The 13,028-nt window shown below is 68.7% G+C and carries 13 protein-coding genes, 2 tRNA genes and 2 pseudogenes; 7 read left to right on the top strand and 10 right to left on the bottom strand.

The window, feature by feature from the left end; all coding sequences use genetic code 11:
• Window positions 1-2 precede the first annotated feature (2 nt).
• The 4 genes from ABTX60_RS19980 to ABTX60_RS19965 all read right to left on the bottom strand — a co-directional run bounded on the left by ABTX60_RS19980 (window position 3) and on the right by ABTX60_RS19965 (window position 3,299).
• Window positions 3-608 (bottom strand): TetR/AcrR family transcriptional regulator, encoded by a 606-nt coding sequence (locus ABTX60_RS19980; protein WP_352098340.1) that lies wholly within the window; start codon window positions 606-608, stop codon window positions 3-5.
• Window positions 609-844: 236 nt separating this feature from the next.
• A complete protein-coding gene (locus ABTX60_RS19975) occupies window positions 845-1,636 on the bottom strand; it encodes an ABC transporter permease (RefSeq protein ID WP_352098339.1) in 792 nt (263 codons plus the stop codon).
• Window positions 1,633-2,595 carry an ATP-binding cassette domain-containing protein gene (locus tag ABTX60_RS19970; RefSeq protein WP_352098338.1) on the bottom strand — a complete coding sequence of 321 codons (963 nt, stop codon included), beginning with the start codon at window positions 2,593-2,595 and terminating at the stop codon, window positions 1,633-1,635. Before ABTX60_RS19970 ends, ABTX60_RS19975 begins: the two co-directional genes overlap by 4 nt.
• A 32-nt stretch (window positions 2,596-2,627) precedes the next feature.
• On the bottom strand, window positions 2,628-3,299 hold the full coding sequence (locus ABTX60_RS19965; RefSeq protein ID WP_352098337.1) for a DUF4097 family beta strand repeat-containing protein: 672 nt from the start codon (window positions 3,297-3,299) through the stop codon (window positions 2,628-2,630).
• Between the two features lie 234 nt (window positions 3,300-3,533).
• Here ABTX60_RS19965 and ABTX60_RS19960 point away from each other — a divergent pair, with 234 nt between their 5' ends.
• The 3 genes and pseudogenes from ABTX60_RS19960 to ABTX60_RS19950 form a co-directional block, all read left to right on the top strand.
• The gene (locus ABTX60_RS19960) at window positions 3,534-4,283 is read left to right on the top strand and encodes a GbsR/MarR family transcriptional regulator (protein WP_352098336.1); all 750 of its coding nucleotides are present in this window, start codon (window positions 3,534-3,536) and stop codon (window positions 4,281-4,283) included.
• Window positions 4,284-4,377: 94 nt separating this feature from the next.
• Complete coding sequence (gene hisN, locus ABTX60_RS19955) at window positions 4,378-5,178, top strand: histidinol-phosphatase (protein ID WP_352098335.1); 801 nt, start codon at window positions 4,378-4,380, stop codon at window positions 5,176-5,178.
• 26 nt (window positions 5,179-5,204) lie between these two features.
• A pseudogene (locus ABTX60_RS19950) lies at window positions 5,205-5,510 on the top strand (transposase); the annotation flags it as partial.
• Window positions 5,511-5,618: 108 nt separating this feature from the next.
• Here the strand turns inward: ABTX60_RS19950 and ABTX60_RS19945 are convergent.
• Window positions 5,619-5,768, bottom strand: a complete 150-nt coding sequence (locus tag ABTX60_RS19945; protein ID WP_352098334.1) for a transposase — start codon at window positions 5,766-5,768, stop codon at window positions 5,619-5,621.
• 150 nt (window positions 5,769-5,918) lie between these two features.
• Here ABTX60_RS19945 and ABTX60_RS19940 point away from each other — a divergent pair, with 150 nt between their 5' ends.
• From ABTX60_RS19940 to ABTX60_RS19930, 3 genes are all read left to right on the top strand, one after another.
• Window positions 5,919-7,226 (top strand): amidohydrolase family protein, encoded by a 1,308-nt coding sequence (locus ABTX60_RS19940; protein ID WP_352098333.1) that lies wholly within the window; start codon window positions 5,919-5,921, stop codon window positions 7,224-7,226.
• Between the two features lie 27 nt (window positions 7,227-7,253).
• Window positions 7,254-7,568: a transposase gene (locus ABTX60_RS19935; protein WP_502992355.1), complete on the top strand. Its 315-nt coding sequence runs from the start codon at window positions 7,254-7,256 to the stop codon at window positions 7,566-7,568.
• Between the two features lie 645 nt (window positions 7,569-8,213).
• On the top strand, window positions 8,214-8,606 hold the full coding sequence (locus ABTX60_RS19930; RefSeq protein ID WP_352098332.1) for a CBS domain-containing protein: 393 nt from the start codon (window positions 8,214-8,216) through the stop codon (window positions 8,604-8,606).
• A 70-nt stretch (window positions 8,607-8,676) separates the two neighbouring features.
• Here ABTX60_RS19930 and ABTX60_RS19925 read toward each other — a convergent pair whose 3' ends face one another.
• Entirely contained in the window at window positions 8,677-8,838 is a 162-nt protein-coding gene (locus tag ABTX60_RS19925; RefSeq protein WP_352098499.1) for a catalase-related domain-containing protein, read from the bottom strand.
• Window positions 8,839-9,024: 186 nt separating this feature from the next.
• Window positions 9,025-10,040: pseudogene (locus tag ABTX60_RS19920) on the bottom strand (catalase); the annotation flags it as partial.
• Window positions 10,041-10,162: 122 nt separating this feature from the next.
• On the opposite strand from ABTX60_RS19920, the gene ABTX60_RS19915 reads away from it, so the two are divergent.
• Window positions 10,163-10,579: a Fur family transcriptional regulator gene (locus ABTX60_RS19915; RefSeq protein ID WP_062928973.1), complete on the top strand. Its 417-nt coding sequence runs from the start codon at window positions 10,163-10,165 to the stop codon at window positions 10,577-10,579.
• A 142-nt stretch (window positions 10,580-10,721) separates the two neighbouring features.
• Here the strand turns inward: ABTX60_RS19915 and ABTX60_RS19910 are convergent.
• The 3 genes from ABTX60_RS19910 to ABTX60_RS19900 all read right to left on the bottom strand — a co-directional run bounded on the left by ABTX60_RS19910 (window position 10,722) and on the right by ABTX60_RS19900 (window position 13,013).
• Window positions 10,722-10,795, bottom strand: a tRNA-Met gene (locus tag ABTX60_RS19910).
• An 86-nt stretch (window positions 10,796-10,881) separates the two neighbouring features.
• Window positions 10,882-12,705, bottom strand: coding sequence for a tetratricopeptide repeat protein (locus ABTX60_RS19905; RefSeq protein WP_352098331.1), 1,824 nt, complete (start codon window positions 12,703-12,705; stop codon window positions 10,882-10,884).
• Between the two features lie 234 nt (window positions 12,706-12,939).
• A tRNA-Met gene (locus ABTX60_RS19900) sits at window positions 12,940-13,013 on the bottom strand.
• Between the last annotated feature and the right edge of the window lie 15 nt (window positions 13,014-13,028).

The following is a 13,028-nucleotide window of genomic DNA, read 5'->3' as shown; positions in this document are numbered from 1 at the left end:
TGTCAGCCGCCCTGCCGGGAGAAGGCGCTGCGGACCAGTCCGGCGACGCCTCCCTCGCCGGGTGGCGCGGCCACACACGACAGGGCGAGCCGGACGGCGAGTTCGCAGGAGCGGGCCAGGTCAGCGGTGTCGGTCTTGGGCGTGGCGGGGCCGGCCAGCGCGGTGACGGCCCGGTCGCGGACGAGCGCGACGAAGTCGCCGGGTGAGGGCAGCGGTCCGTCGGCGCGGCGTTGGGCCGGTACGGCGGAGCTGGAGGGTAGGGCCGTCAGGGCCGGGGCCGGCAGTCGCTCGCTCCAGCACCCGGTGAGCATGGCGCGGACGAGGATGTTGTCCCGGGCCGCCGAGGCGGTCCACTCGGCGGTGGCGGTGAGCCGGTCGCACGGATCGCTGTGCCCTGAGAGGGCACGTTCAACCCCCGCGAGATAGCCGTCGGCCTCTCTCCGGACGAGCGCCCGGGCGAGACCGTCCTTGCTGCCGAACTCGTTGTAGAGCGTCTGCCGGGACACTCCGGCCGCCGCGGCCACGTCCACCATGCGTACGGCGGACCACGGCCGGCGCACCAGGGCCGTGTAAGCGGCGTCCAGTAGAGATTCCCGCGCTGCAGGCATCTTCGCCTCCCCTTGGGGCGAGCGGCTCTGCGCCCAGATTTGACGCGCGTGGAACCACTGTCAAGGGTTCGCGGGCGTGCACGGGGGCGCGTTTCGGCCTTGTAGCGCGGGGCGTTGACCTGTGTGCGGGGTCCTCCGCCCGCGCATACGAACGGGCGGCGCACTCCGACCGGTTGTCGGTGTACGCCGCCCTGGGGTGGGACGTTCGCGGGATACGGCCCGCGTGGCCACGGTGGCTACCTCGGGTCGCCGTCGAACTTCGAGGTCGACCAGAAGTAGCCGAGCACCGCGAGGCCCAGGCACCAGGCGAGGGCGAGCCATCCGTTGTGGCCGATCCCGGTGCCGAGCAGCAGGCCGCGCAGGGTCTCGATGGCCGGGGTGAACGGCTGGTACTCGGCGATCGGCCGGAACCAGCCCGGCATCGCGTCGAGCGGGACGAAGGTGCTGGACAGCAGCGGCAGCAGGATCAGGGGCATGGCGTTGTTGCTCGCCGCCTCGGCGTTCGGGCTGACCAATCCCATCCCGACGGCGATCCACGTGAGTGCCGTGGCGAAGAGCACGAGCAGGCCGAAGGCCGCCAGCCACTCCAGGACGGTGGCGTCGGTGGAGCGGAAGCCGATCGCCACACCGACGGCGCCGACGAGCACCACGCTGACGACCGCCTGCAGCACGCTGCCGAGGACGTGCCCGATGAGCACCGATCCACGGTGGATCGCCATGGTGCGGAAGCGGGCGATGATGCCCTCGGTCATGTCGTTGGAGACGGAGACCGCGGTGCCGATGGTGGTGCTGCCGATGGTCATCAGCAGCAGGCCGGGGACGACGAAGGCGATGTACGCGGAACGGTCCGGACCGCCACCGCCGATGCCGGCGCTCATGGTGTCGCCGAAGATGTAGACGAAGAGCAGCAGCAGCATGATCGGGGTGAGCAGGAGGTTGAGGGTGAGGGAGGGGTAGCGCCGGGCGTGCAGCAGGTTGCGGCGCAGCATGGTGGAGGAGTCGCGCAGGGCGAGGCCGAGGGAACTCATCGGGCGTTCTCCTTGGGCTGGTCGGGGATGCCGGCGGTGGTGCCGCCGGTCAGGGAGAAGAAGACGTCGTCCAGGTCGGGGGTGTGGACGGTGAGTTCGTCCGCTTCGATGCCGGCTGCGTCGAGCCGGTCGAGGATGGCGCGCAGGTGGCTCTGGCTGCCGTCGCTGGGGAGCCGCAGGGCGAGGGAGTCGTCGTCGCGGGTGGTGTCGGTGAGGGTGGCGGCGGCGTTGCGGTATGCGGCCGGTTCGGTGAAGCGGAGCCGGATGTGTCCGCCGGGGATGAGGCGCTTGAGCTGGTCGGGGGTGCCTTCGGCGGCGAGGGTGCCCTCGTTGAGGACGGCGATGCGGTCGGCGAGCTGGTCGGCCTCCTCGAGGTACTGGGTGGTGAGGAAGACGGTGACGCCTCCGGTGACGAGTTCGCGGATGATCTGCCACAGGTTGTGGCGGGCGCGTGGGTCGAGGCCGGTGGTGGGTTCGTCGAGGAAGATGATCCTCGGGCCGCCGACCAGGGTCATGGCGATGTCGAGGCGGCGTTTCATGCCTCCGGAGTAGGTGGAGGCCGGCTTCTTCGCGGCGGCGGTGAGGTCGAAGCGTTCCAGCAGTTCGGCGGCGACGCGGCGTCCCTCACGTCTGGGCAGGTGGTGCAGGTCCGCCATGAGGAGCATGTTCTCCTCGCCGGTGATCAGGCCGTCGACCGCGGAGAACTGGCCGGTGACTCCGATCGCGGCGCGTACGGCCTGGGGGTCGGTGGCGAGGTCGTGGCCGGCGACCCGGGCCTGCCCGCCGTCGGCGGTGATGAGGGTGGAGAGGATCTTGACGGCGGTGGTCTTGCCGGCGCCGTTCGGCCCGAGCAGGGAGAAGACGGTTCCTTCCGGGACGGCCAGGTCGACGCCGTCCAGGACGGTCTTGTCGCCGTAGGACTTCCGCAGCCCGTTCGCCGCGATGGCCAGGTCGGTCATGAGAGGTGCTCCTTCGGAGAAGCTGCGGGCTGTCAGAGGCTGCGGGCGGTGATGTCGCCCTGCCCGGTGGTCGCGTGGATGGTCAGGCCTGCGCCGGCGCCGTCGGCGTTCTTGAGGGTGTTGTGGATGCGGCCGTAACCGGTGCCGGCGTCCAGGGATGCGGAGACGCCGTGGGCGGCGCCGACCGAGATGTCGCCCTGCTCGGTGCGCAGCGCGACGGTGCCGCGGACGGCCTCGGCGATGCGGAGGTCGCCCTTCTGGGTGCTGATCTGCGCGGGGCCGCCCAGGCGGCCGACGGTGAGGTCGCCGGCGAGGAGGGTGAGACGGGCGTTCTGGGTCTCGTCGAGCTTGACCGAGCCCTGCGCCGCCTCGAAGACGACGTCGCCGAGGCGTCCTACGCCGCGGAGTTCGGCGGCGGCGGCCTTCGCCTCGACGTGGGAACCGGCGGGCAGCTGCACGGTGATCTCGACGGATCCGGAGTGGCCGAGGATGCGGTTCTTCGCCTCGGGGGCCGTGATGCGCAGGACGCCGTCGTCGTAGGTGGTCTCGATCTGCTCGGCCGCCTTCACATCGCGGCTCTTGGACGCGTCCACGGGCAGGACCTCGACGGTGGTGTAGCCCCGGTCGGCGGCGATGAAGCGAATGCGTCCGGCGGGGATGTCGAGGACGGTCGAGACGGGGGCGGGGGTGTCGAACTTCTGCATCGTGCTCTCCTTGGATTCTTACGGTGCGTCGTCGTTTCCAACGATGGAAAAGCTACGTTGCGTTCACAGAACTGACAACGACTTCGTTGCGCTTGATTGCCATAACTGCAGTTCAAAGCCCAGAAATCATTGCAACGAGCCTGGAGGCGAACGCAACAGAACCACCCACTCCGTTGCAATGATGTGTCGGTGAACGCTAAGGTGCGGGCATCACGCACCACCAAGGAGGCTCCGATGCCGGGAGGCAGACTCACCCAGCAGGAACGCCAGCAGATCGCGCTGGGCCTGGCCGACGGCCTCGCCTACGCGGAGATCGCCCGGAGCCTGGACCGCCCGACCTCGACGGTCACCCGCGAGGTCATGCGCAACGGCGGCCCCACGGCCTACCGCGCCGACCTGGCCCACCGCGCCACGGAACGGCGCACGCGCCGCAAGCAGGCCGCACCCCGGGACCCGATGTCACCCCCGCAGACCGACGGGCGCGACGCAGAGGCCGTGCGCGAGTACGAGGAGACGTTCACCACCGTCCTCATGGGGTCGGGCATGCCCAAGATGATGTCCCGGGTGATGGCCTGCCTCTACGTGACCGACTCGGGCAGCCTCACCGCGTCCGAACTCGCCCGGCGGCTCCAGGTCAGTCCGGCGTCCGTCTCCAAGGCCATCGCGTTCCTCGACAGCCAGGGCTTCGTCCGCCGTGAGACGGACGAAGGCCGCCGCGAGCGCTACGTCGTCGACGACGACGTCTGGTACCAGTCGATGACGGCCAGCGCCCGGTCCATCGCCCAGGTCGTCGACATCGCCCGGCAGGGCGTCGGCGTCCTCGGCCACGGCACCCTGGCCGCCACCCGGCTCGAGAACGCCGCCCGCTTCCTCGACTTCGTCTCCGAAAGCACCGCCCGAGCCGCGGAGCAGGCACGCGCCATCCTCCACAGCAAGCCCGGACCGGCTCCGGGCGGCGCCGAGGAGCCGAGTCCGGATCACTGACCCCGCCCCTTGCGCCCGGCCTCGCCCAAACCCCTCCCTCACCGTCACAAATCCCCGGTAGCCCCATCCCCACCTCGGCAGATAGGTTCGTTGCATGCCCGACTACCTCGACGACCTGCGTCTCGCCCACGTCCTCGCCGACGCCGCCGACGCCGCGACGATGGACCGCTTCAAGGCCCTCGACCTCAAGGTCGAGACCAAACCGGACATGACCCCGGTGAGCGAGGCGGACAAGGCCGCGGAGGAACTCATCCGCGGCCACCTCGGGCGCGCCCGCCCCAGGGACGCGATCCTCGGCGAGGAGTACGGCGTCGAGGGCACCGGCCCCCGCCGCTGGGTGATCGACCCGATCGACGGCACCAAGAACTACGTGCGCGGCGTGCCCGTGTGGGCCACGCTCATCTCGCTGATGGAGGCAGGCGAGGGCGGCTTCCAGCCCGTCGTCGGTGTCGTCTCCGCTCCCGCCCTCGGCCGCCGCTGGTGGGCTGCCAAGGGCCATGGCGCGTTCTCCGGCCGCAGCCTCACCAAGGCCTCCCGGCTGCAGGTCTCCCGCGTCTCGAAGCTCTCCGACGCGTCCCTGGCGTACTCCTCGCTCAGCGGCTGGGAGGAACAGGGCCGTCTGGACGGCTTCCTGGACCTGACGCGCGAGGTGTGGCGCACGCGCGCGTACGGCGACTTCTGGCCGTACATGATGGTGGCCGAAGGCGCCGTCGACATGTGCGCCGAGCCGGAGCTGTCCCTCTGGGACATGGCCGCCACGGCCATCGTCGTCACGGAGGCCGGCGGCACCTTCACCGGCCTCGACGCCCGCCCGGGCCCCCACAGCGGCAACGCGGCCGCGTCGAACGGCCTGCTGCACGACGAGTTGCTGGGGTACCTCAACCAGCGCTACTGATCGAATACGGCCTGACCTGCACGTTCCTTCCCCCTTCAGATATCAGGGCCCGTGGGCCGTCTCGGCAGACGCTGTTCGCGGCGATCATCTACGTGCTAGTCAGCGGTTGTGCCTGGCGGGGTCTGCCGCCGTGTTTCGGGATATCGAAGTCGACCGCGCACCGCCGGTTCCTGATCTGGTCGCGGGCCGGGGTGTGGGGCCGGCCGCACGAGGCGGTGCTGCACCGACTCGATGATGCCGGCCTCATCGACGTCTCGCGCCTGGTCCTCGACTCCGCTCACGTGGGGGCTAGAAATGGGGGCGAACTCAAGGTCCGGGACCCCCTTTTTCGTGTCGATGTGGCTGCCGTCGATCACCGCCCGGGACCAGTCGATCTCGTTTGCCGCGTTCAGCTGGGCAAGCAGGATCTGATGCAGATCGTCGAACACCCCGGCGTTGATTCACCGCTTGCTCCGCCGCCAGCACGTCATGCCTGACCTGAAGCCGAGTTCCTGCGGAATGTCTTCCCAGCCGATCCCGGTATGCAGCACGTACAAGATGCCCTGCAGGCACTGCCGATCCGGCACCGGCCGCGGACCGGGCGCCTTCATCGGGCCACGGCGGAAGCAACGGCTCGAGAAGCTCCCACAACTGATCATTTAGCAGAGCGCGTGAGCGGCTCTTTAACGTTCGTCTCAGGTTCGCTCGGTAGGAACTAGGCATGCGGATAAGCGATGCAACCCGTATGTAGAAGGCTAGTGATGGCAGTCGACGCAGCACCATCGGGGAAAGCGCAGCCCGGCCCCTACGCGCGGGCGGTCGTCAGCCCCACCACAGCCGCTGCGCACCGGCGGGCGTTTCCTCGACCTGAGCGCTGCCGCGGTGCGCGAGCGGATACCTCACCACACAAACGCCTGAAGAGAGGGACTGACATGAAGCCCATGGGACGCCGCGGCTTTCTCACCGCCAGCACGGCACTTGGCATTGGTGCCGGCTTGTCCACGCACGCCATTCTCTCGGAAGCGAGCGAGAACGAGACTTCGGACAAGACTTCGGACATTTCACGGCGGGACCAAGACCTGCCCTTCATCGGCACGGAGGAGACCTTTTCGACTCCCACGTTGTTGAAGTTGAACTCCATCAATCAGGATCATATAGCGTTCCTTGAGGAAATTGGTCTTTCGGATCTAGGCCAACGCCGCATCGGCGATATGGATGCGGGGGGACTCAACGTTCAAATCCTCTCTGCTCATACACCCTCCGTACAAAATGTCCCTGGGCAGAGGGGCATCGACCTTGCCTATCGTCTTAACCGGCAACTTGCAGACGGGCCAATCGCCAAATATCCGGACCGCTTCAAGGCTTTCGCCACCTTGCCCTTGCAGAGCCCGGAGGCGGCGGCGGACGAACTGGAACGCTCGGTTCGGGAAGATGGCTTCTTGGGCGCCCTGACCAACGGACACATCGCGAAGAAGTATCTCGATCATCCCGATTTCGAGCCTGTGCTGGCACGTGCCGTTGCTCTCGATGTGCCGATCTACCTGCATCCGGGCTATCCAGCTGACGAGGTCTTCAAGATCTACTACAGCACCACACGGTCTAAATACACCGAAGAGTACCAGGACTACATTTTCAGTGGGTCTGGATATGGCTGGCACCAGGAGGTGCTGACCCAATGCATTCGGATGATCGCGTACGGAGTTTTCGACAGATTCCCCAAACTGAAAATCATCATCGGCCACATGGGCGAAGGTCTTCCCTTCTACTATGAGCGGATCGTCAATGACATGGGCGAGCCGACCAAAGACTCGCTCGAGAAGCCCATCGGGCAATACTTCCAGGACAACTTCTGGGTCACAACCAGCGCATTCCCCCAAACCGAACTGCTCGATCTCCTGCTGAAGTACATAAGCGTGGATCGAGTGATGTTCGCAACCGACTACCCGTTCGCGGACATAAAGGAGCAGACCGACTGGTTCCGCGGAGTCGATTTGCCACGCGAAGACAAGGAAAAGATTGCATTCCGAAATGCAGAGAAACTGTTCAGAATGAAAGTGCCCGTGAAGTGATACGCCACCGTCGGCCGGAACGAAAGAATGCTTTGCTGTAAGGCGAGAGTACGGCCGAAGCAGGAGCTGGTCGCACCGTTGCTGCCGTCGTTCAACTCCCGTCCGCAGGGCGGCGGGACCGCTCCGCTGACCAGCGGGTGCGCCTGGCGGTATCTGCCGGAGACGTTCGGCGTCTCGCCCGCGACCGCGCATCGCCGGTTCACCGGGTGGACCCGGGCGGGACTGTGGCGTCGGCTCCACCGGGCGGTCCTGGACGAACAACTCGGTGCGCGGGGCGAGCTGGACTGGGCCTCGGCGATCGTCGATGCCGCCTCGGTCCGGGCCAAAAGGGGGGCACGCTGACCGGGCCGAACCCGGTCGATCGCGGCAAGAAGGGCAGCAAGCTGCATGTGCTGTCCGAGGCCCAGGGCATCCCGCTGGCCGTCGCGGTGTCGGTGCGGGGATGACAGGCGGAGCCTGGTCGCCATGATGACGCCTCTTCCGCAGGTTGCGGTTCCTGCTGCGTAGCGATCGAGGGACATCCGGGCATGCGTCCGCCACGCGTGAAGGCTTTGCAATGAGGGTGACAAGATCGAGCGGCGCCGAGGAGTCCGCTCCCAAACTCACTGGCAGGGCGGCCAGGACGAGGACCGTTCGCTGCCGACTGCCTGCCGCTGCGGTAACGGTCTGCAGTGTTGTGCCGCATTGATCTTCGGTTGCTCACACCCGCCCGCGGATCCCCCGGGCCGTCTCTGGGTCGTCCCACGACGGCATATAACGACCAACAACAACGGCGAAGGACGCCAACAGTCCAGCTCTCCGGCGGTTGCCGAGCAACGCCACAGCTCGCTGAAGCGGCCGATCAACCAGCGCTACCGAGCCCCCCGTTGTTACCGAGCGCCCCCTTGTTGACCCTCCCTTTGCCTGCCACCCTGAGAGTCCCCCCACTTGTGAATTTGTGAAACTCTGAACGAACGGTGGGGAGAATCCCAGGAGGTGGCTCCATCCATGCTCGTCCGTGACGCCATGAGCACCGTCGTCCTCACGATCGGCCCGACCCACACCCTGCGCCAGGCCGCATCGCTGATGTCCGCGCGCAAGGTCGGTGCGGCGGTGGTCCACGACCCCGACGCCGGCGGCATCGGCATCCTCACCGAACGCGACATCCTCAACTCCGTGGGCCTGGGCCAGGACCCTGACACGGAACGCGCCCACGCCCACACCACCAACAACGTCGTGTTCGCCGCCCCGGCCTGGACCCTGGAGGAGGCGGCGGCCGCCATGGCACACGGCGGCTTCCGGCACCTCATCGTGCTGGACGGCGGCGAACCCGCCGGCATCGTCTCGGTCCGCGACATCATCCGCTGCTGGGCACCGGCACGACAGCGGGTCCCGGCATGACGACGCGGACGGGCCGGGCCCCTCATGGGACCCGGCCCGTCCGCCACCGCAAGCGGTCCGGCGCCGGAGTTCAGCCGCGCAGGGTCCGGACCGCGACCTCCAGCCGCTTGCCGTAATCTCCGTCGGCCCGGCGGAAGTTGTCGATCGCCCGCTCGGCGATGTCGTCGCGCGAGACCTTGGCGATGAAGCCCGCCAGGTTGGTGATCAGGCGCTCCTTCTCGTCCTCGCCCATCAGACGGTAGAGGTTGCCCGCCTGCACGAAGTCGTCGTCCTCGGCATGCACAGGAGCCCGGTGGTTGCCCGTCGCCCCGCTCACGGCCGTGGCGCACCACAGGGGACGATCGGCCTGGAGCGGGCCGCCGAAGCTGTTCGGCTCATAGTTCTTCGCACCCGCGTGACGGCCGTCGTAGAGGTACCCGTCGCGGGAGTTGGTGCGCGTCACGGTGGCGTGCGGCCGGTTCACCGGCAGATGGTCGGCGTTGATGCCGACGCGGTAGCGATGGGCGTCGCCGTAGGCGAAGAGGCGGCCCCGGAGCATCTTGTCCGGGGACGGGCCGATTCCGGCACGAAGTGGGCGGGGCTGAAGATCGACTGCTCGACCTCGGCGAAGACATTCTCCGGGTCGCGGTTGAGCTCCAGCCTGCCGATCTCGATCATCGGGTAGTCGGCGTGCGGCCAGACCTTCGTCAGGTCGAACCGGTTGAAACGGTAGGTCGCCGCCTCGGCCACCGGCATGATCTGCACGCCGACGGTCCACGTCGGGTACTCGCCGCGCTCGACGGCCTCGCGCAGGTCGCGCTGGTGGGAGTCGGGGTCCTCACCGGCGAGCCGGGCGGCCGCTTCGGCGGTCAGGTTCTCGATGCCCTGGTCGGTCTTGAAGTGGTACTTCACCCAGAAGGCCTCGCCGGCCGCGTTGTTCCACTGGAACGTGTGCGAGCCGAAACCGTCCATGTGCCGGTACGAGGCGGGGATGCCACGGCCGAACAGCCAGGTCACCTGGTGCGTGGACTCGGGCGACAGACTCCAGAAGTCCCAGACGTTGTCCGCCTCCGTCGACCCCGTGTACGGGTCGCGCTTCTGGGTGTGGATGAAGTCCGGGAATTTGATGGCGTCCTTGATCAAGAACACCGGGGTGTTGTTGCCGACGAGGTCGTAGTCGCCCTCCTCGGTGTAGAACTTCAGCGCGAAGCCGCGCGGGTCCCGGACGGCGTCCGCCGCGCCCAGGTTGCCGGCCACCGTCGAGAAGCGCAGGAACACCTCGGTCTGCTTGCCGACCTCGGAGAGGAACGCGGCACGCGTGTACGGGGTGACGTCGGCGGTCACCGTGAAGGTGCCGTACGCCCCCGCACCGCGGGCATGCACCACGCGCTCCGGGATGCGCTCACGGTTGAAGTGAGCCGGCTTCTCCAGCAGGAGCTGGTCCTGGACGAGCACCGGACCGACGACGCCCGCGGTCTCGCTGTCTCGAACCTATAATAGACAATGTCTAAAGCAAGTTAGGATCTAAACTCACACCTGTTCGGGACCTGGTCTCTTTTGCTGTTAGGCTGGTGGCTATGAGTGACCTTCTGGAACGGCTGCGCGGACGCGGATGGCGGATGACCGCGCAGCGGCGTGTCGTGGCTGAGGTCCTCGACGGCGAACACGTCCATCTGACGGCCGACGAGGTCCATGCCCGGGCCGTCGCCAAGCTGCCCGAGATCTCCCGGGCCACCGTCTACAACACGCTGGGCGAACTGGTGACCCTCGGCGAGGTGCTCGAGGTCTCCACGGACCAGCGCGCCAAGCGGTACGACCCGAACGCCCACCAGCCGCACCACCACCTGGTCTGCGCCCAGTGCGGCGCGATCCGCGACGTCCACCCCACCGGCAACCCGCTGGCGGACCTCCCCGACACCGAGCGCTTCGGCTTCACGGTCTCGGACGTCGAGGTGACGTACCGCGGCGTCTGTCCGAACTGCGCCGCCGCCTAGCCCTCCCGCACGAAAACGCACGAGAGCCCCGGCACCGATGGGTGCCGGGGCTCTGGGCTGCCGTCCCGCATGGGCGCACACCCACTGGCGTCACATACGCCGAGGGCCGGAACCCTTTCGGATTCCGGCCCTCGGCCTTCAGTAGCGGGGACAGGATTTGAACCTGCGACCTCTGGGTTATGAGCCCAGCGAGCTACCGAGCTGCTCCACCCCGCGTCGTTGAATGCAACGTTACGTCACCGCTGAGGGCGGATGCAAATCCATTACTCGGCGGCCCTCGCCCGGGGCCGGACGGCAACGGCTCACGCGGACAGCTCCTGCCGCAGCGCATCCCGCAGCCGCTCCGCCCTCTCGGCTACGGACGCCGGTCCCAGGGACACGGCCCGGTCAGCCCAGCGCTGTCCCTCCGCCAGCTCACCCCGACGCGCGTAGACCAGGGCCAGCCGCAACGCCGCCCGCCCGTGCCCGGCGTCAGCGGCCCGCGTCCACCACACCGCCGCCTCGGGCTCGCTCCCTTCCCTGGCCAGCAGCAGCCCGAGATTGAACGCGCCGTTGCGGGATCCGGCCTCGGCCGCCTCCCGGTACCACCGAGCCGCCTCGACGACGTCGCCCCGGGCCGCCGCCAGCATGCCGACCCGCACCTGTGCCCGCCGGTGCCCCTGGGAGGCCGCCCGCTCGTACCACTCCTCGCACTCGCTCCGCCGGTGGACCGGCTCCCCCAGCTCGTGCGCGGGCTCCGGGGGCCGCCGCGCGTCGAGCACGGTCGCCAGCCGGTACGCGGCCTCGGAGCTCCCGCCCCCGGCCGCACACCGCAGGTGCCGCTCGGCCTCCTGATCGTCGCCGTCCCGCAGCCTCGCCATGCCGACCTGGAGCGCCGCCTCGGTGTGGCCGGCGGCGGCGGCACGCTCGTACCAGCGCAACGCGGCCTGCTCCTCACCCCGGCCGGCATGCAGGATGCCCAGGTTGAAGGCGGCGTCGACGCTCCCGGCCTCGGCGGCCTTGGAGAACCACGGCTCCGCGCCCGTCTCGTCGCCGCCCCGCAGCAGCAGGATCGCCAGCGCGTTCGCCGCCTCCCGGTGCCCGGCGTAGGCCGCGCGCCGGTACCACTGCTCGGCCTGCGGAGTGCGCCCCTGCTCGGCGCAGAGCAGACCGAGGTTGTACGCGCCGTTCACGTCACCCGCGTCCATCGCGGCCCGGTACCACCGCTCGGCGGTCTGGGTCTCGCCCCGCTCGGCGTGCAGCGCCCCCAGCGCGTTCGCCGCGTTGCCGTCGCCGTCCTGGGCGGCCCGCAGCCACCACACGGCGGCGTTCTCGGTGTCGCCCGCGTCGCGCAGCAGGAAGCCGAGCGCACAGGCGGCGCGCGCCTCCCCGTCCTTGGCGGAGGTCAGGTACCAGCGTCCGGCCTCCTTGAGCTCGCCCCGCCTCTCCAGGATCGTCCCGAGGTGCAGCGCGGCCCGCCGGTGGCCCCGCGCGGCGGCCTGGCGGTACCACTGCTCGGCCTCCTCGGGCGCCTGGACACCGTCGTCTCCGTCGGTTTCTCCCGCTGCCTTCCGGTCCAGCGCCCGCGCCAGCCGGTACGCCGCCTCCCGGTGCCCGCGCTCGGCCGCGACCCGCATCCACTGCTCGGCCCCGGCGTCACCGCGATGCTCCAGCAGATCGGCGAGCGCGTACGCCCCCAGCGTGTGGCCCTGTTCGGCGGACTGGCGCAGCCAGTACTCGGCGGCGGGCTCGTCGCCGCGCTCGCGGTGGTGCCGCCCGAGGGCGTGCGCGGCCGCCGTGGATCCGGCGACGGCGGCGATCCGCCACCATCCGGCGGCCTCGTCGGCGTACCCCCGCTGGTGCAGGAGGACTCCCAGGTTGTTGGCGGCCGCCCGGTCGCCCGCGGCGGTGGCGGCACGCAGATGAGGCTCGGCACCGTCGAGATCACCACGGCGCAACAGCATGGCCCCGAGGACACTCATCGCCTCGACGTCGCCGGCCTCGGCTGCGAGCCGCTGACGCAGCTCCTCGGCCGCCTCGTCGGCGATCTCCCCGGTCTCGTCCGGGGTCTCGGTGTCCTCCCGGCTGGAAGGCTGCACAAAACGCCCTGTCTCGAACAGAGTTGCCTTGTCCCCCATAACGTCCATCGTCGCACCACCTGCAACCTGGGTACACCTGGTATACCGCAGCCAGTGAGGTCACTACAGCGTTTTGTCGACATGCCCACAGAGAGACAAGTCAAACACAGATCGGCCAACTCCCCCCGACGGCGCGGCCACAAGCGGCGCCAGCACATGCGTTCACACATCACGAAGGCCCGGATTCCTTTGTGGAATCCGGGCCTTCGGTGCCGCTCCGTCACTCGGACATCGCGACTTCAGTAGCGGGGACAGGATTTGAACCTGCGACCTCTGGGTTATGAGCCCAGCGAGCTACCGAGCTGCTCCACCCCGCGCCGTTGTGTTCATAA

Origin of the sequence: Streptomyces sp. NPDC126510, assembly GCF_040302345.1 — a bacterium.
Classification (GTDB): Bacteria; Actinomycetota; Actinomycetes; order Streptomycetales; family Streptomycetaceae; genus Streptomyces.
Note: the sequence above shows the minus strand (reverse complement) of the source record. Positions and strands in the feature narration are given on the sequence as shown.